General features: G+C 59.9%; 11 protein-coding genes and 1 pseudogene. 8 read left to right on the plus strand and 4 right to left on the minus strand.

Going from position 1 to position 18605, the window contains the following annotated elements; translation table 11 throughout:
- Positions 1-42: 42 nt before the first annotated feature.
- Both OC71_RS17135 and OC71_RS17140 read left to right on the plus strand, forming a co-directional pair.
- Positions 43-4641 carry a dermonecrotic toxin domain-containing protein gene (locus OC71_RS17135; protein ID WP_041071660.1) on the plus strand — a complete coding sequence of 1533 codons (4599 nt, stop codon included), beginning with the start codon at positions 43-45 and terminating at the stop codon, positions 4639-4641.
- A 22-nt stretch (positions 4642-4663) separates the two neighbouring features.
- On the plus strand, positions 4664-9178 hold the full coding sequence (locus OC71_RS17140) for a hypothetical protein (protein WP_041071661.1): 4515 nt from the start codon (positions 4664-4666) through the stop codon (positions 9176-9178).
- Between the two features lie 34 nt (positions 9179-9212).
- On the opposite strand, the gene OC71_RS17145 is transcribed toward OC71_RS17140, so the two are convergent.
- Entirely contained in the window at positions 9213-10769 is a 1557-nt protein-coding gene (locus OC71_RS17145; RefSeq protein ID WP_041071663.1) for a PLP-dependent aminotransferase family protein, read from the minus strand.
- A 92-nt stretch (positions 10770-10861) separates the two neighbouring features.
- Between OC71_RS17145 and OC71_RS17150 the strand changes: the two genes are divergently transcribed.
- From OC71_RS17150 to OC71_RS17160, 3 genes are read left to right on the plus strand one after another with little or no spacing between them, the layout of a single operon-like run.
- Positions 10862-11485, plus strand: a complete 624-nt coding sequence (locus OC71_RS17150; RefSeq protein WP_041071665.1) for an FMN-binding negative transcriptional regulator — start codon at positions 10862-10864, stop codon at positions 11483-11485.
- Positions 11486-11495: 10 nt separating this feature from the next.
- Positions 11496-11942, plus strand: a complete 447-nt coding sequence (locus OC71_RS17155) for a GNAT family N-acetyltransferase (RefSeq protein WP_041071667.1) — start codon at positions 11496-11498, stop codon at positions 11940-11942.
- Between the two features lie 12 nt (positions 11943-11954).
- The gene (locus OC71_RS17160; protein WP_041071669.1) at positions 11955-12626 is read left to right on the plus strand and encodes a GNAT family N-acetyltransferase; all 672 of its coding nucleotides are present in this window, start codon (positions 11955-11957) and stop codon (positions 12624-12626) included.
- An 88-nt stretch (positions 12627-12714) separates the two neighbouring features.
- On the opposite strand, the gene OC71_RS17165 is transcribed toward OC71_RS17160, so the two are convergent.
- Positions 12715-13614, minus strand: a complete 900-nt coding sequence (locus OC71_RS17165) for a homocysteine S-methyltransferase family protein (protein WP_041071671.1) — start codon at positions 13612-13614, stop codon at positions 12715-12717.
- A gap of 110 nt (positions 13615-13724) precedes the next feature.
- Here OC71_RS17165 and OC71_RS17170 point away from each other — a divergent pair, with 110 nt between their 5' ends.
- Positions 13725-14546, plus strand: a complete 822-nt coding sequence (locus OC71_RS17170; RefSeq protein WP_041071673.1) for an ABC transporter substrate-binding protein — start codon at positions 13725-13727, stop codon at positions 14544-14546.
- Entirely contained in the window at positions 14543-15379 is an 837-nt protein-coding gene (locus OC71_RS17175; RefSeq protein ID WP_041071675.1) for an amino acid ABC transporter permease, read from the plus strand. Before OC71_RS17170 ends, OC71_RS17175 begins: the two co-directional genes overlap by 4 nt.
- Positions 15380-15410: 31 nt before the next feature.
- On the opposite strand, the gene OC71_RS17180 is transcribed toward OC71_RS17175, so the two are convergent.
- Positions 15411-15689: a helix-turn-helix domain-containing protein gene (locus tag OC71_RS17180; protein ID WP_027610348.1), complete on the minus strand. Its 279-nt coding sequence runs from the start codon at positions 15687-15689 to the stop codon at positions 15411-15413.
- A complete protein-coding gene (locus tag OC71_RS17185; RefSeq protein ID WP_041071679.1) occupies positions 15686-17038 on the minus strand; it encodes a HipA domain-containing protein in 1353 nt (450 codons plus the stop codon). The genes OC71_RS17180 and OC71_RS17185 overlap by 4 nt, the downstream gene beginning before the upstream one ends.
- A gap of 501 nt (positions 17039-17539) precedes the next feature.
- On the opposite strand from OC71_RS17185, the pseudogene OC71_RS17190 reads away from it, so the two are divergent.
- Positions 17540-18605 (plus strand): annotated as a pseudogene (locus OC71_RS17190) (autotransporter domain-containing protein); the annotation flags it as partial.

The raw sequence follows: 18605 nt of genomic DNA on the forward strand, positions 1-18605 counted from the left end.
GAACGCCCAACGGTACCCGCGCCCACCTCACAGGAAGTGACCATGAGCGAAGATTCCGCCCCACCCGCCGCCCTCCCGAATGAGCAGAATGACCTGCTCACCCAACTGGTGACGGGGCCCTCGATCAGGGAAGTCGCCACCCAGGCGCTGTTGCCGGCCCTGAAAACCCTCTACCCGCAACTGACCATTGATCCGCGTCTGGCCATGGTGGTGACACCGACCTGGGCCTTTGCTGCAACGCAGGTCATCCCCGGCGCAAGACGCTACGAATCACTGACGGGCGCCCTGGTCCGTCATGGGGTGGCATCCACGCCCGTGCTGTATTTCGATGGCGAGCATTACCTCACCCTGGAACCTCTGGCGCCGGTACCGGTGCAATTGCCGGTCAACATCGAGGCTATCGGGCGCTTGCTCAACGAACTTGCGCCCTTGCTGTTCATTGCGTTTCAGGAGCAACAGCTCAATTACTGGAACCAGCTCACGCGCCCCTCGACGCCACGCTGGAAGCAGTTGTCCCACTCACTGCGCGAGCGCTGGAACATTGAACCCGGGCCATCATGGGATGCCGATCAGGTTGCCATGGCCCGCCACTTGTTCACTTATCCGGAAAAGGGCGCTCGCCTGACCAACGACCGCTATCAATCGCGGGCCTGCCTGATCGACCTCGACCAGGTCGACGACGGTGCTGCAAGACACCTGAACACCCTCGACATGGCGGTGCTGACCGGAACGCTGGGCACTCGCACGCTGATCCTCACTTACACCGTAACCGGTGGTTTTCAGAGCTACGAGTCAATGCAGGCTCTGGGCGAGTCCCTGCTGAGCTACACGGCAGAAAATGACGCCGGCAATGCCTGGCAGTGGCGCCTGATCGAACCCGAAGGCAATTACTTCGACCACCTGGCCTGTAACCTGATTGCCCTGCAAGCCGATGCGATCGGTGCACTGGCGACCGATACCGACATCCGCAACCGCGATCTGGCCCCCCACATCAGTCGGGCGGCAGATGGACACGACCCGACGGACAGGCAGGCACCCTCGCGCTTCAACCGGGTCGAGCAAGGGTTGCCGGACTGGATGCTCAACGCGTCCTCCGTCGATCTCACGGCCTACAGTCGTCATCTGATGGACTTGGCGACCCTTCGCACACAGAACGCCAACCAGTCGTTTCAGGACGGGATCAAGCCGATCCGCGAGTACACCCTGGAGAAACTTCGCGAGGCCATGCTCAAGCAACATCCCGAGGCTGCAGATCTGGATCTGGCAGACATCGAAATCGTGGTCGACAGTGTCGTGGTCTGGGGCACTTTTGTGCCACCGACGGTACCACAACGTAGCACCTTGAGCCTGGTCGATCTGGCGCTGCAAAACCTGATCGCCGTCCCCCTGGGTGACAAGACCGTGCGCAGCAAAAGTGCTTCGACGCTGCCGTCCTGGATGAACGCGGCGTACCTGGAGGCCTTGATCGTCAGTGTCGACATCGGCAAGGCCTACCCGGCCCTGATCAAAGGCAAATTGCTTGACGATCCGCTGGAAAGCCTGCGCCGGCAGAATCTGTTCACCGGCCATATGCGGGTTGAGCTACCGCTGTTGGCCTTGCAACAAAAGATTCGCGGCCAGGGCGGGATCAATGAGCTCGGCTATCGCTATGTCGCGGCCGTGGTGCAGGTGCTCGATGCCAATCGCCGGGTCGACGGCCAGGAAATTGTCATTCGCCCACTGGCATTCAATCCCGGTTGGCGGCTGCTTGCCTCTGCGGACGAAGTGGCCAACATGTTTGTCATCGGTCCTCGGCAGATGGACAAGGGCCCCTGCCTGCTTTACCAGCCGTTACTTGACCAGTCCTTGCGCCAGTACCCGACACCGGCCAACCTGATTTATGCCATCAAGCATTCGGCCACCCTGCGCCAATCGGTGCTTGCCTGGTTACCGGACAGGGTACGCAGCCATTACTCCGACTACGTATTCACCGGCAGCCTGCCCTCGGTCTGGTCGCTCTCGCAGCTGTTGGCAGACCCGCTGACCCCTCTGCAAATGGGCGGCACGCTGTCCCTTGGCACGCAAGTCATTGCCAACGATTACCTGGCTGCTGTGTTCAAGAGCAACGCCTTGGCACTGGTGGATCTGGCACAGCGGCAATCGGTGTCCAACGCGCAAAACCGCTGGGCGACTTTCAAACAGGCGGCGTGGGCGATCCTCAATGCGGCGCTGCCCTTTCTGGGCAGTACGGCCGGTACCGCCGCGTGGATCTGGCAGATTCTGGAGGACCTGCAACAAGGCCTGGACGCCACAGAAACAGGCGACCGTGACCAGCAGAAAGCCGTGATGACCGACCTGTTGCTGACATTGGCCATGGTCCTCGCGCACCGCGGTGCGACGCGTCATACCACGGCCCGCCAGATCGAAGAAAAGCCTGTCGGTGCCATCACGACCGAGATTCGGCAAGCCGTCGAACCGCCACCGGCCTCTATCGTGCAACTGCCCGACAGGGCAGGCGATTCCGCTACTGCCCGGCACCCTGTATCCCTACTGACCGGCCCGGCCCTGAGCCTTAGGGAAACGCTGGACCGTTTCCAAATCAGCAGACCCGAGCCTCTGACTCCGCCCGCTGCCGATAGCGGTGCGTACCGACATCTCTACAGCCACGACAACCGCTACTACACCCAGGTCGGGGAGCGCTGGTTCGAGGTGGCCGTGGAGGAAAACGGCGAGGTCTCGATCATCGACGCTCGCCAACAACCGCCACGCCAAGGGCCGCCGTTGATCGGCAATTCCCGTGGGCAATGGTTCGTCGACACCCGCCTGCGTCTGCGAGGCGGCGGCTTGTCTGCCCGGCGCAAAGCGATCAAACAGCAAAACGCTCAACGGATCGCCGAGCTCAAGCAGCAGTTGGCCGCGTTTGATGAGGAACGCGCCAACGCCAAAACCGAACTGATCGCCGCTTACAACCAGATGAAAGCTGCCAGCACCGAGGCTCGACCGGCATTGCAGCAACAATTTTTAGACCTGCTCGAGCAGCGCAGCAGCCAGTACGAAGCCCCCATCGAACAGCTCAAGGCGCTCAGCCTGCTTGAAAGCTTGCCCAACTACCGCTCCGCCATGACTTCGATGCTGGATACCCAGCTGTACTTCAACCAGAGCTGGCTCGATGAGAACAATGCCACCTTCAGCCGGACACTGCGTGAAACCCTGGCACTGCTGGAGGCGCAAGAGACTGCCGCGGGCGTGGGCGACCGGACGATCTATCGACAGATGATTGATCTCGCTGAAGGCGTAATCGGCAAGATCGAGTTTGCCCACTCGCGGTTCCAGGCGCTGAGCAGGCTAGGCAGAAACGCTGCCGAGATCACCAACAAGTACCGCAGGCAATTACCCGCTTTCAGCGTGAATGACCTCAAGGCGCTGCAAGTTTCACTGGCGCGTGAGGTCTGCTTCGAAGCAGGCGACAGCGTTGCTCTGAATGAGGCGCGAGGCGACTTCACCCGCCTGCTCGACACCACCAACCTGGCGATCCAGACCTCACAGGAACTGATTCAGGAAGACAGCGCCGAGGGGATTATCCAGCGCGCCGAAGCGCTTGATGGCGTGCTGGAGCAGTTCACGGGCATTACTCAAGCCTTCGAAGACATGTCCCTCAGCCACAAGGAAGTGCTGATCCAGCCGTCCTTCGAGCAAGTGCGCAAACGGGTCAGCGAATTCCACAAAGACACTGAAGATCATCTGGCGCAATTGCTGCGTGAACTGCCGACGACGGAGTCACGTTCCGTACCTTCACAACCGCCGCGAACCTCGCGCAAACGGGTCATCAAGACGCGCTTCAAAGGCACCGTGGTCGGCGAAATGCGCCCTTCGGCTCCCGGTGAACCCGTTTTGCTGGAGGTTCGCGCACCCGTGACCGGCAAGGTCATCGCCACCTTTCACGAAAAGACACCCGGGGTCTGGCTGGAACGCATCCCGGCCCCGCGGCGCCGTCCGGTCGCGCCTGCACCGGCGCTGGCAGTACAGCTGGTGCAGGGCCAGGCACTGCTTGATGGCCTGGAGGATTTCATTCGGCGAACCGAAGCCCAATCGAAGAAACCCGGCCGTATCCCGGTGGAAACCGAGGAGCTGTTTCGACAACAAGCCGAACACCTCGGACAAAGCGCCAGTGCCCTGGCGCAAGCCATGACCCCTCTCAGCACGATTGACGGCCAGAGCCAGACCGCCACCCGATTGCAGGCGGCGCTTGAGAAAGCAAAGGAGCGACTGTACGCCGAGGGTTACCGGGTTCGCGTCGACATGATCAAGCGGCAACCGCCGACGGCGGCGCGGGTGGAATGGCTCCTGAGCAAAGGTGAAATCGACATCGTGCGCAACGGTGATCGGCGCCGGCTCAAGGGGCCGCGCAAGGATTTTCTTCAGGAATACGAGATTCGCGAGCGTCGCGGGGCAGCGACTCTCTGGTACGCACACTTTCATTACCCACGGCTCGACGCGGCCATCAACGCCTTTACCGCAGCTCATTTGAAGACCCGGGAGCAGCGCTTGCTGGCCGGGGCTTTCGACGTCCGCGCCGACACTGCAAACCCGCAGCTCATCGCGATTTATCGCAGCGAGATCAGCCCGCAACTGGCTCGTGCCCTGTTCTTTTCGCATGCCTGAAATGTCAAAAAGGAAACTGACAATGACCGACTCTGTCGACAACCTCCGTCCCCCCGTCCTGCTGAAGAAAAACCTCGTCGTGCGGCAGACGAGCCAAGGCCCCACCGTCGACGAAGTGGCGGCTCAAATGCTGCGTAAAGCGCTGAAAGAGAGGTTTCCCGAACGCGATATCGACCCCGACCATACGCTCATCGGCACCCCTCAATGGCAATGGGACGACGGTACGCTGACGGCAATGCCCATCCGGTTCGAGTCTCTGACCCAAGCTGTAGTCCGGCAGTTCTTCACCGCCACCAGCGCCAATTACCTGGAAGGCGAACACTTCCTGACAACCGATCCGCAAGCCACACCCGTGCTGCACCTGGACATCGGCATCGAAGCCATCGCCACCTTGCTCAACGACTACGCGCCCCTGCTTTTCACCGCCTTTGGCGAACGTCAGCTGGATTACTGGAACAGCGCCGGACCCAAGTCAACGCGTTGGCAGGAGTTGTCCGATGCCCTGCGCAAAGCCCTTGATGTGCAGACCGACAGTGGCTGGGATGAAAGCCAATGCCACGTGGCCAGAGCCGTCTCGCAGTTCCCGGACAAGCAGCAGAGGCCGACTCGGGCTCCCGAGGTTTCGTCGATCAAGGCCTGCCTGATCGACGTCGATACGGTCGATGACAAGGGCGAGACCCGGCATCTGATCGTCGGCGGCGCGGCCGTGCTCACGGGGCGTTATCGGCAGCGCGACCTGGTGATGATGTACTCGGTAGAGAAGGGTTATGAGTCGTTCGACACTCTGGAATCGCTCGGAGCGTCTTTATCTGATCGCCTGCCCGAACAATTGGCCGGACGCAACCTGAAGTGGCAGTTGTTCGAGCCTGCAGGCAATTTCTTCGATCACATGGCCTGGGCGTTGATTGCCAGTCAACTCGATGCCATCGCCTCGATCACCAGCGCAGAACTCGCCGCCGATCACACGCCGTACGCCCCGGACTTCACTCGTGCCGACCATCCCCGCGATACCGGACTGGACGACGCCATTCCCGACTGGCTGATCGGCGCCTCGGCGGCGGACATGGAGCGCTACAGCCGATCGGTCAGTGCGCTGGGCAAGCTATACAAACTGGCAGACAAGAACCTGTTCCGGATTGCGTCCATCACGACCTTCGCTGGCAGGTGTATGCGCGAAGCCATTCTGGCCGATAAAAAATCTGCGGCCGGGCTGCCGCTGGAAACCCTTGAAATCACCATCACCAACAGCTTCGAGTCGGGGGGCCTGACGCTGCCCAACCCCAACGATACTCATACGGAAACCCTGGGTGAGTTTGCACTGCAGAACGCCGCCCCCTACCAGGCAAGCCTGCGCTTCAATCCGCCGCAAGCCGTTCCCCGCTGGTTGAACGCGACCTATCTGACAAACATGGCGAGCCAGGTCAACATCGGCACGACCTATCCACAGTTGATCAAGGAAAAACTGATCAATGATCGGCCGCAAGCTGCATTACAAGCACAGTTCTATATCAGACAACTCCAGGCTGTGCTGCCGCTCGTTGCACTGGAGAACAAAATCCGTCGCATCGCCGGTTTCAATGAGCAGGGCTATCGCTATGTGTGCGAATGGCTCAAACCGACACCCGCTCATCCGCAACCGGTGGTGATACGCCCTCTGACCTTCATCCGCTCCGGAGAAAGCATCGGTGATACGGTGGACAACATGTTCATCATCGGCCCCCGTCAGCCCGAGGCCGGCCCCTGCGTGCTGTACCGGCCACTGTTCGAACAATCGCTGATGCAGTTCCCTTCTGCGCAAAACCTGCTGTACGCCTTGCACCAACCGGGAGAGCTGAGGGATTCGGTGCTGGCGTGGTTGCCCGATGCAGCCATCAGCTTCAAATACGCTCAATTCACCTTCCCGATCGGCTTGCCCACCCCATGGCTCGGCGCTGAGTTGCTGCTGGAACCCTGGACCTCCGTGAACTGGGCCGGGCCGGTCGAGCTCGGGTCGCAGGAACTGAGCGGCGATGTATTCGCCAAATTGTTCCAGTCCCATGCCCAAGCGATGGCACAACTGGCTGACCGGCAATCGCAATCCAATGCTGAACGCCGCTGGGCCTTGCTGCGAGACAGCGGCTGGGCCGTGTTCAATGTTGCTGCGAACTTTCTCAGCGGCCCGGCTGGCGCGGCCATCTGGATCTGGCAAAGCCTCACTGAAATCGAACATGCGCTGGAGGCGCATCAACGCGGCGACAGGCTCAACGAATGGAGTTCGGTGGGCGACATGTTGCTGACCTTGGGCATTCTCCTGGCCCATCACGCTGCCGTACGCCGCAAGGCCGGCCCACGCCCATGGTCAGACATCGACAACAACGTAGCCGACTTGCCGCAGAAACCGGCCGTAGCGCCCGCCAAACCTGTCGTGACCCTGATTCCCACGCCACTGACCGATGAACTGCCTCCCGCTCATTACAATTCACTGGAAGCCAGCGGCTCCATACCTCGCAGGAGCCCTGCGGCCTTGATCGCGTATCTGCAAGATGCCGCAGTCCCGGCTCCGGACCTGACTGATCCGAATGTGCAGACCCTGCGGCGCGGTCGTGCCAGCCTGTACAGGCTCAATGATCAGCTGTACGCACAGGTCGGCGAACACTGGTACACGGTGATCGAAAACGATGATCAACAACTGCAGATCGTATTTGCCGGCAATCCGCGGAAAACCGGGCCGCTTCTGGCGCAATTTGCTCAAGGCCAGTGGGTGGTCGATACGCGTCTGCGCCTGCGCGGGGGAGCCGGTGGGCAGAGTCTGCAAAACCGGCTCAGGGCCCAACGCAGGGAGAAGGAGCAACAGCGAAAACAGCTGGAAACCGCGCTGAATGACTTCAAACGCCAGGAACCCGCGGCCGATGCCGCGTTGCAACGGGCGCTGGATGAAATGCTCGCGGCCAGCGGCCCTGCGCACGAGCAAGCCACCGAGCGCTATCTCGCACAGGTTGAAACGCTGATTGGCGATTATGACGCCGCCCTGAAAAACCTCGAGCAATGGCGCCAGAAAGGCGGCAGCGAAGGCTATTTGCATGATGTGCTGCGCCTGACCACGCTGCTGCAGAAAAACCTCGCCCTGTGGCTTTCCCTCAAACGCAACGCCTATGCCAGCCTTGCCCACAAGCTGGTCGAGAACAACGAGATCGAATCGGACACCGCGCTGCAAACTCATATCGAAAATGTCAGACAGACATTGGCATTGAGTCAGGACATGGTGACGCGCCTGCGATTGTCCCAGACCTCACTGGCCGCTCTCGAAACCCTGGGAAGTGCCGGTATCACCGCTGCACAACGCTTGCGCGCGTTGCTGCCGTCATTCACCGAGTGGGATCTGAAGTCCAACGAAATCGGCATGTCCCACGAGCTGTGCATGCGTAACTCGGCCAGCGCAGCGGCCGCGCCGGAGCGTGACGTGGTGGGATTGCTGATCATCGAGGCAGCTACCGCCACCCATCAGCATGCACAATTGCTCAAAACGCCGACCGCGACAGATGCAATCGCGCTGCACATCGAACGTCTGAGCAAGCTGATCGATGTTTATGCCGACACCGATCAGCGCCTCACAGACCTTCCTGGTGAAATGCCGGACAAACTGGAACCGACCCAGCTTGAACGAATACGTGGCCTGATCAACGAGTTCCGGCAACTGGCTCAGGATCAATTGAACGCGCTGCTGCCCGAGAACGTTGTCAGCGCCCCCCCCAGACCGGCCGTTGCGGGGCCCTCCCGCCCAGCCATAAAAGTGACCAAGAGCCGTCCTCGTGAACCGCAATCCATCAACGCTTCAACCACAACCGAACAACCTCTGGAGAGCGTACTGCCGCCGAGGCCGCGTCCGAATCGGCAACCGCCGTTGGCAGACATCGATATTGTCGCCAATAGCCTGAAACTGGTTGATGACGTGCAGACTTTCACGCAACAGACACGCAAGGACGCGTTACGGCCCAACCGGATTCCGGCGGACATGCAGGATCTGTTCGATCAACGAGCAGCGCTTCTGGAGCGAGCGGCGGCCGATGCTGCCCAGGCCCTCGCCCGCATTCGCGCAACTGGCGGCGCAACGCCGCCGGTGGGCAATATCGGGGCGTATCTCACCGCCGATGCCCAGCGATTACGGATCGAAGGCATCAACCTCCGCGCCAGCATGCTCAAGCAGCGCCAGCCTCGTCAGGCTTATCTGCAATGGATGCTGGACAATCATCAAGTGCAAATCGAACGCAATGTTCAGGGAAGGATCAGGACCAAAAAACGTCGCGATTACTTTCAGGAATACCGGATTCTGGATGTAACCAACAAGCATCAACCATTGTGGTTGGCGCATTTTCACTACGACTCGCTGGAGGCTCCACTGGAAAGCTTCACAGCGGCGCACCTGAAAATCGCTGATGCGCATTTGCAGCAATTCACTGCCGAACGCCGCGAGGCACTCGGCACATTGGCACCGATTGACTATGTGCTGCGACGAATCAGCGACCCGGCGCTGTTTTTCAAACTTGAACCCCAGCCCTGACTCAGGCGACGGGGCGGTCTGGAGCCCGCCCCTTTCAATCCACCTGCCAGGCCCTGCGCAACCTGTCCAGCGCGGCGTCGATCGCCGGTTCAGGCACCGCAGCAAACCCCATCACCAGACCGGCGCGCTGCTCCAGCTCAGCGCCGGAGTCTGGCAACCAATAGCTGCTCAAGCCATTGATCTCGACCCCGACGTCACGGGCCAATTCGATCAACTCCCGCTCACGCGCCACGCTGTCCACTGGCACGGTCATATGCAGGCCTGCGGCCACGACGGGCAACGGGCCGACTCCCGGGATGTGCGCCGGCCACCCCTTGAGCAGCGTGTCGCGCCGGCTCAGCGCCGCTCGCCGCATACGGCGGATGTGCCGCTGGAAGTGTCCGCTCGCCATGAATTCGGCCATGACCGCCTGGGTGCTGACTTCGGAATGCCTTACATCCACCGCACGCCGTTGAGCGAACGCCTCCACTAACCCCGGAGGCAGCACCAGATACCCCAGGCGCAATGCCGGAAACGCCACCTTGCCGAACGTGCCGACATACAGCACCCGTCCCTGCCGATCCAGCGCCGCCAAAGGGGCCAGCGGCGCGCCGCTGTAGCGGTACTCGCCATCGTAGTCGTCCTCGACGATCCAGCCTCCTGTGCGCTCGGCCCAGGCAAGCAGTTCAAGGCGTCGGGCAAGACTCATCACCACCCCGGTGGGATATTGATGGGAAGGCGTTACATAAGTCAGGCGACAGTCGTTCAACCTCGTCAGTTCGGCACAGTCGATGCCCTCGTTATCCACAGCCACACCGTGCAGATTCGCACCGGCCACGGCGAAGGCGTGACCCGCTGCTCGATACCCCGGATTTTCAATCGCGACGCCGTCACCCGGCTCTACCAGCAACTGTGCACAAAGGCTTATTCCCTGCTGCGCACCGCTGGTGATCACAATTTGTTCAGCTGTGCATTGCATGCCCCGAGAACTGCGCAGATAGGCAGCGATCATCCCGCGCAACCGTGCATCACCGGCCGGATCGCCATAACACAGCTGCTGCAAATCCGGTTTTCGCCAGAAAGCCGCATTCAGCTTGGCCCAGACGTCGAACGGGAACAGATCAAACGCCGGTACACCGACCCGAAAAGCCCGGGGCGGACCACTGGGCGGCCGGGCCAAATGGTTATTTCTGACCCGGGTCAGCGGATCGTTGTGGATAACGTTGCTGGATGGATCCACAGGTAAATCCGGGCATTTTGTGGATAAGGCTGTGGGTAAGCCTGTTGAAAACCCTGTGGATACTTTTGTGGACAACTTTTTCGCTGGCAACGCTGCGTGAGGCAAATGCGCAACGTAAGTGCCATCACCGACCCGACCTTCGATGAAGCCTTCGGCATACAGTTGATCGTAGGCGCGCACCACACTGTTACGCGAAATGGCCAGCGCCGCCGCCAGATCACGACTGGCCGGTAGCCGCGTGCCGCTGCACAGCCGCCCGTCCAATACGCGCAATCGTAATGCCTGATAGAGCTGGCGGCTCAAGCCTTGGCGGCGGTCGAGTTCGATTCCTGCCGGATTGAACGGCATAGACAGTGTGGTCGGTTCGGGCATGGCAATGGACCTATGAAATTGGTCATCAATGGCTCTTACAACAGACCAATAGCCTGCCTAGGATGCAGGCATTCGCCAAGGAAAATCTCTCCATGTACACGCCCCGCGCCTTCGCCATCGACGACCTGTCGCAATTGCACGAACTGATCCTCGCCACTCGCCTTGCCATTCTTGTGAGTCACGGTGAAAACGGTCTGCAAGCCAGCCATGTGCCGGTGCTGCTGCACCGCGAACAGGGTCCGAACGGCACGCTGTACGGGCACCTGGCAAAAGCCAATCCGCAATGGAAAGACCTGCGCGACGGCGCTGAAGCGATGCTGATATTTGCCGGCCCCGACGCCTACGTCAGCCCCGGGTTTTACCCGAGCAAGGCCGAGCACGGCAAAGTCGTGCCGACCTGGAACTACGTCGCCGTGCACGCCTACGGCCACGCCGAAACCTTCAGCGACGGCGGGCGCCTGCTCGACATCGTCAGCACACTGACCGATCGCCATGAAGCCGGGCGCGCGCAGCCGTGGAAGGTCGACGACGCGCCGGCCGACTACATCGACGGCATGCTCAAGGCCATCGTCGGTTTCGCCATACCCATCGACCGCCTCGAAGGCAAGCGCAAGCTCAGCCAGAACCGCAGCGCCGAAGACATTGCCGGCGTGCGCGAAGGCCTGGCTGCCAGCCCCGACATCAATGACCAGACCCTCGCCCACTTGATGCGTTAAGGAAATCAGCATGAGTCAGATCCAGATCCGCCCGGTGACTGCCGGTGATCACACCGCCTGGCTGCCGTTGTGGCAGGCCTACCTGCGCTTCTACAACAGCGAGTTGCCGGACGCCGTCAGCCACAGCACCTGGCAGCGTTTCCTCGACCCGAGCGAGCCGACCCATGCCGCCCTCGCCTGGGCCGACGGTAAAGCAGTGGGCATGGTGCATTTCATCTATCACCGTTCCAATTGGAGCATCGAAAACTCCTGTTACCTGCAGGACCTGCTGGTGACGCCGGAGACCCGTGGCACTGGCGTCGGACGCCGGCTGATCGAACACGTCTACGCCACCGCCAAGGCCGACGGTTGCTGCAAGGTGCATTGGCTGACCCACGAAACCAATGCCACCGCGATCCAGCTCTACGAGCGCATCGCCGAGCGCCCGGGGTTCATCCAGTTTCGCAAAGCCATTTAAGGAGCCGCGTACATGACCACTTCACTCGCCGACTGGAAAGGCGTCCCGGCGCCCACCAGCAAACTGCTCGAAGGCCGCTTTATCCGCCTGGAAAGACTTGACCCGGCGCGCCACGGCGACGAGCTGTTCAACGCCCTTGAGGGCCCCGGCGCCGACCCGAAGCTGTGGGATTATTTGCCCTACGGGCCGTTTCCGCAGCGCAACGCGTTCAATGACTGGCTGAACAACCATGCGGCCAGCAGCGATCCGTATTTCTTCAGCATCATCGACCGCGCCTCGGGTCAGGTGCAGGGCATTTTGAGTCTGATGTCGATTGTCCCGGCGCAAGGCCGCATCGAGATCGGCCACGTGACCTTCGGCGCGTCGATGCAGCGCTCGCCGAAAAGCACTGAAGCGGTGTACCTGCTCGCCAAATATGCCTTCGCGCTGGGCTACCGGCGCCTGGAGTGGAAGTGCAACAACGGCAACGCCCGCTCCAAATACGCCGCCGAACGCTTGGGCTTCAGCTTCGAAGGCGTGTTCCGCCAGCACATGGTGGTCAAGGGCCAGAACCGCGATACCGCGTGGTATTCAATTCTGGATTCAGAGTGGCCGGCGATTGCGGCAGGGTTCGAGCAGTGGTTGAGCGATGCCAACCAGACGCCGACCGGGCAGGTGAAAGGCTTGGTCGAGTGCCGTAGTTAAATCGTCAAAGCAAAATCGGCAGCTCCTACAGGGTGAACATCAATCACCTGCAGGAGCTGCCGAAGGCTGCGATCTTTTGATCTGTTGTTTACCCCAGTTCCTGCGCCAGCACCGCAATGTGTTCCGGCCCGATCCCGCAGCAACCGCCCAAATGGCTGGCGCCCCGCTGCTGCCAGTCAATCGCCCAGTGCAAATAACCCGGCGGATCCAGGTCATCGCGCAACGGGTCGAGACCGTCATTGGCCGTTGCCTCTTTCGGTTGCGGTGGAAATGCATTGGCATACGCGCCGATGTGAATCTGCACGCCCAGGCGTTCGAAGGTGGCGCGCGCTGCGTCAATCGCCGCGCCGATCACTTCCGGCTGGCTGCAGTTGAACAGCAGCGTCTCGACGCCCAGCTCCGCCGCCACGGCCGCTGCCTCAGCCACCGGCTCACCGGAACGCAGACGCGGTACTTCGTCGGTGTCTTCATCCTTCAAAGTAAACGACAGCCAGAACGGTTTGCCGTCCTGCGGCAGACCGGCACGAATGGAACGCGCCTCGATGATCGAGCTCTGGGTTTCCGCCAGCCACAGATCGACATGCGGCGCCAGGCCGTTCACCAGTGGCGCCAGCAATTCGTTCACCCGCGTCGCTTCGAACAGGTCCGGGCGATAGGAACCGAACAGCGGCGGTAACGAACCGGCCACTCGCACCGCTTTGCCCGACGCCTGCACCGCACGCTGTGCCAGCTCTCCGGCCAACGCCGCCAGAGCCTGGCCTTCAGCGGCAAACCGCGCCTCGCCGATATGAAACGGCACGACCGCATAACTGTTGCTGGTGATCACATTGGCACCGCTGGCGATGTAGGCGGCGTGCACCGCTTCGACCGCTTGCGGCGCTTCGATCAGGGCCAGCGCCGACCACTCGGGCTGCCGAAACGGCGCCCCGGCGCGTTGCAACTCACGGCCCATGCCGCCATCGAGAATTACCGTGCTTGCTGTGCCCATATGCTTTTCGCTCATATGCTTATGAAAATTACTCACTACCAGAGTAGTTCTTATAACTATTTAATACGCACCATTCGGTTAATAACAACCCCTTTTTTCAGGTGTCGACTGTGAAACTTCAACCGCTACTGGCCTTGGGCCTGACGATTCTGGCCGCGTCCACTCAAGCCTTCGGCGGCGCCACACTCGATCGCGTCGAACAGAAAAAAGAGCTGGTCGGCGTGCTGATGGAAAGCTACCCGCCCTTCTCGTTTCTCAATGAGCAGAATCAACTCGACGGCTTCGACGTCGACGTCGCCAAAGCCGTCGCGGAAAAACTGGGGGTCAAGCTGCGCCTGGAAACGCCATCCTGGGACGTGATCGCTGCCGGTCGCTGGAGCGGGCGCTATGACATCTGCATCTGCTCCATGACCCCAAGCAAGGCGCGCGCCGAAGTGTTCGATTTCCCGGTCGAGTACTACGCCTCGCCCGCCGTGATCGTGGTCAACGCCAAGGACGATCGCATCCACGGCGCCAAGGACCTGAGCGGCAAAAAGGTCGGCCTGACCAGCGCCAGCAGCTACGAAAGTTATCTGAACAAGAATCTGGTCATTGAAGGCGCCGAAGACACGCATCTGGAGTACCCGTTCGAGGATGTGCAGATCGCTCCGTACGATACCGACAACGTCGCCTTCCAGGATCTGGGCCTGGGCGCCGGTGTGCGCCTGGACGCCATCCTCACCAATCTGGTGACCGCGCAGCCGCGCCTGAATCAGGATCAGCGTTTCAAACTGGCCGGCGCGCCGCTGTACTCGGAGCCGAACTCGGTGGCCATCGAGAAGGGTGATGCCGAGTGGGACGCCAAGGTGCGCGAGGTGTTTGCGCAACTCAAGCAGGACGGCACGCTGAGCAAGCTGTCGCAGAAATGGATCGGCGCCGATATCAGCCAATGACTGCCTTCCCGACACCTCCACAGCCACCGCAACCGGTGGCTGAATCGCGTCTGCAACGGCTGTTCGGTTTCCGCACGCGCCTGTACCTGACCTGGGCGGCGATGTTCAGCCTGTTCGCCGGGTTTTTCCTGAGCTTCGATCTGAAGCTCTCGATCATCCTCGACAAGCTGCCGAATCTGCTCGGCGTGCACCTGGCGCCCAACGGCTTTCTGCAGGGCGCGGCACTGACCCTGTTTCTCTGCGCCTGCGCCATCGTCGCTTCGTCTTTGCTGGGCTTCGTCACCGCTCTGGCGCGCCTGTCGAAAAGCGCCGTGGCATTCGGGATCGCCAGTTTCTACACCTCGTTCTTTCGCGGCACGCCGCTGCTGATCCAGATCCTGCTGATCTACCTCGGCCTGCCGCAACTGGGCGTGGTGCCCGGTGCAGTGCTGGCCGGGATCATTGCCCTGTCACTCAACTACGGCGCGTACCTCAGCGAGATTTTCCGCGCCGGCATCCTCGGCGTGCCCTATGGCCAGCGTGAAGCTTCGCTGGCGCTGGGCATGCGCGAGAGCGTGATCTTCTGGCGCATCACCCTGCCCCAGGCGATGCGCACGATCATCCCGCCGACCACCAACCAGTTCATCTCGATGCTCAAGGACTCGTCACTGATCTCGGTGATGGGCGTCTGGGAAGTGATGTTTCTGGCGCAGTCCTACGGACGCTCGAGCTACCGCTACATCGAGATGCTGACCACGGCGGCGATCATTTACTGGCTGATGTCGATCGGTCTGGAGCTGATTCAGGCGCGCATGGAACGGCATTATGGCAAGGCTTATGTGCGGCGCAGCTAGGTTAATCAGCACCTTGCGCCAGCGTCGGGTTTTAATTGATCTCTCGTCGGATCCGCACCACGCCCATTTTCAGTCCAAACGGACGAAACACTGCATTCAACGATTTCAATGTCTGATTGCCCTCGCCATGCTCGATATGCACCAGCGTGCGAACCGATATTTTGCACATCCTGGCAAACTGGGTTTGATGCAGACCGGTCACTTCCACGCGTAGACGGCGAACCGCTTCACCGATCTCCAGTGTCCCTTGGGCCAGCGCCTCTTGAATGTTTTCGATGAGCACCGTGCGCTCGGCTACCGTCATGCTCATTTCAGATCCCACTCTTTCAAACGTTGCTCCAGATTTTTCAGATGGATTCCCGGGTGGTTCATCGTTCTGTCGGGCAAACCGCTCGCCGTCAATATGTCGGGGAGCGCCGCCAGACGCTGGGCATCTTCACGCAAGCGTTCGAAAGGATCTGATGCGTCGGTCAAGCCTGCCAAAGGGTCTTTGGGATCGGTGATATCAGCCAATGCGCGGCACACTCCCCGCCAATCGACCTCTCCCGCCCTCTCCAGATCTTTTGGCCATTTGGTTGTCCGGGTCACACCCTCGTCATCCATGACCATCGGGGCCAAGTCATAGATCGGCGCCAGACGAAACGAACTTTCCTGGCGAATTATCGCGATGTTACGACCATGGTTATCCGAGTTACCGAGGATCTTGTTGATCAGGTCCCGACGTAAGTAATCCGTCACAAGTTCGGGGATCTGACTGGCCTGTCCTGCTTTTCGCCAGAGCCCGGCGAGCATGCGGATGACATCCAGATGATTCATTGCACTTCCCGGCGCCGTTACTTCAGCCAGTGAATAGATTGACTCGACAGCAAAACGATTGACTTCACCGTTCGTTACTTCTCGATCAAAGCGCTGCATCCACAAGCTCGGCTTACTCGCTTCTTCTAATGCCAAACCTTCTACCGCGATCGTTTCAATGCCGAGTTTCTGAAGCGCCTTGTAGTAATGGAACTCGCTGCGCAGGATATCTTGATCGACCAGACTTCCTTTGTTTCTGGCAAATTTTATAAACCAATGCTGCCTGACCTCTTCATCGCCCAATACCGCATCGGGGTACAAAAGGCCGGTCTTGTTTTCAGCCAATAGTAGCTTCGGTGCCTCACCGCCTGCCCCTGTAGCACCACCAACTGCCGCGCCTTGCTCATAGGCGTATTCCAGAAAGCGACTGTCGCGGTGAATAACATCCTCACGCCTGAATCCGATGGGTTCACGCTCATCGACAGCCTCGGCCGACTCTTTTATGCGCATATTGCCAATGGGGGCTGGAGTGCTCTGGCCGAGCAGATACAGATCGGCACCGATATGCGCCGGTTTCTCCTGCCCCAGACGCGCAAGCAGAAATTTTTTTGCCGCTCCTGCGGGGGCAATGTCATAGACAAATGCGGGCGTACTGGAGCGTCGCCCTTCCCAATCCAATGGATACAACGCACTGACGGCCTTGGAAAACGGAGAGCCTATGGCTTCAATATTTTCGACAAGGTATGGCGTCTCGTAGCCGAAACTGCAGCGACTTTCGAACCCCATTTCAGGATTGTCGAAACTTAGAATCATGACGTCGTGCCATTTTCCGGCACTGAATATCTGTAATGTCAGGTTGTACATGTCTCAACACCTGCATTTAATTGCATTTAAACAGGAGATTTATTGCCCGTAGATGCAATATAGTGCATTTCGACAGATGATGGGGCATTGCAATATGCAACAAAATGCAGATAAGACTGAGCTTAAGATCATCTGAACGCAAAATAATGCAGGTCATCCTCCGACTTCATTCTGTAAGAACCCCTCGCTATACGAACGGCCCGCTAATAACAAAAGGCCCTCCATCCATGCCCTGCAGCGGCGAGATTGGCACCAACAGTCGCAACTACGGGTTGATCGGGCAGTCGCAGATGAGTTTCTGATCATTACAAGCGGCTAATGGCAATTCAATTTGTAGGAAACGACAACGCGACGGCACGACGCAATCCGCCAGTCTTTGTCGAGCCGCCCTTTTCCGAAGATCAAACAGACGTAGCCCGCAGCACCGGGCGATCCGGCTGACATCGGTGCCTGCAGGCTCCAACTTAGAGTTTGGCCTCCTTCCAAGAGAGGCTGAACTCGATGCCCGTTCAATTCCACTTTCGACCCAAACACCTGACACTGGCCATTACTCTGGCGATGGGATGTGCTGATCTGTCCATGGCTCAGGACACACCGCCCGACACTCAAGGCATCTCTCCCGCCCCCTCTGAAACGTTCAAATCAGCGATCAACGCTTTCGCCAATCATCCGGACACCGTCCAACTGAAGGTCAGCAAAGCGTATCCGGCGCAGGAGGGTGTAGCGCTGGCGCTCGATGGGCGCAACGATCTTGTCATCGTGCAATCTCGCGGCAGTTTCGCCGGTCTGGTCGACGGTGGCGGGGGCGACAATCTGCTGCAACTCGACGCGAACAAGAAAGGCGTGCTGGGTGAAACCCGTAACTTCAGCGGGCTGGAGGTCAGGCGCGGGAGCTGGACCCGTAGCGGACCGGGTGATTTCAACATCGGCGTACTGGTTCATCCGAAGGCAATGCTGGTTAACGATGGGCAAATTCTGGGTACGGCTGTGACCGAGGGTATTCTGATCAACAAAGGAGCGATCAATGGCGGCGCCACTGTCGCGTCTGGCGGAGACCTGACCAACCAGGGCCTGATTGACGGCACGGTGGATGTTCATGAAAACGCCCATATAGCCGGGAATGGTGCGGTAAATCATTTGAATGTGTACGGACGCATGACCGTCGACGATGTCTACGGCGCACCCAAGGTCGCGGGAGATCTGCGCCTGGCCCGTTCTGCCGTGCTGGCCTATGCCGTGGATGCCTCCGGCAACAGTCAGACGGTGGTCGTAAAAGGAACCGCGCATTTGGGTGACGCCACCCTGAAACTCGTCACCGCCGGCGACTATCTGCAAAGCAGTCAGCACACTGTTCTGCAAGCGGAAACGATTGAGGGACAGTTTGGCACCGTTGAAAACGATCTGGCCTACATGACCCCGACGCTGCACTACGAAGCACAACGAGTGGGCTTGCTCTATGCCCGTAACGATGTGCCGCTCGAAAAACTTGCGACCACGCAGAGTAGCCAGGCGCTCGCCCAGAGCATTGACGAGACACCCTCCCCATCTCAGCAACCTCAGCAACCTC

It is taken from the genome of Pseudomonas sp. W15Feb9B (genome assembly GCF_000828175.1).
Lineage (GTDB): Bacteria > Pseudomonadota > Gammaproteobacteria > Pseudomonadales > Pseudomonadaceae > Aquipseudomonas > Aquipseudomonas parakoreensis.

Bases quoted from the DNA above. Each gene is read 5' to 3' on its own strand.
- OC71_RS17155 (WP_041071667.1), top strand. From the start codon at position 11,496: ATGAGTCAGATCCAGATCCGCCCGGTGACTGCCGGTGATCACACCGCC.
- OC71_RS17185 (WP_041071679.1), bottom strand. From the start codon at position 17,038: ATGTACAACCTGACATTACAGATATTCAGTGCCGGAAAATGGCACGAC.
- OC71_RS17140 (WP_041071661.1), top strand. From the start codon at position 4,664: ATGACCGACTCTGTCGACAACCTCCGTCCCCCCGTCCTGCTGAAGAAA.
- OC71_RS17175 (WP_041071675.1), top strand. From the start codon at position 14,543: ATGACTGCCTTCCCGACACCTCCACAGCCACCGCAACCGGTGGCTGAA.
- OC71_RS17135 (WP_041071660.1), top strand. From the start codon at position 43: ATGAGCGAAGATTCCGCCCCACCCGCCGCCCTCCCGAATGAGCAGAAT.
- OC71_RS17165 (WP_041071671.1), bottom strand. From the start codon at position 13,614: ATGGGCACAGCAAGCACGGTAATTCTCGATGGCGGCATGGGCCGTGAG.
- OC71_RS17150 (WP_041071665.1), top strand. From the start codon at position 10,862: ATGTACACGCCCCGCGCCTTCGCCATCGACGACCTGTCGCAATTGCAC.
- OC71_RS17145 (WP_041071663.1), bottom strand. From the start codon at position 10,769: ATGCCCGAACCGACCACACTGTCTATGCCGTTCAATCCGGCAGGAATC.
- OC71_RS17180 (WP_027610348.1), bottom strand. From the start codon at position 15,689: ATGAGCATGACGGTAGCCGAGCGCACGGTGCTCATCGAAAACATTCAA.
- OC71_RS17160 (WP_041071669.1), top strand. From the start codon at position 11,955: ATGACCACTTCACTCGCCGACTGGAAAGGCGTCCCGGCGCCCACCAGC.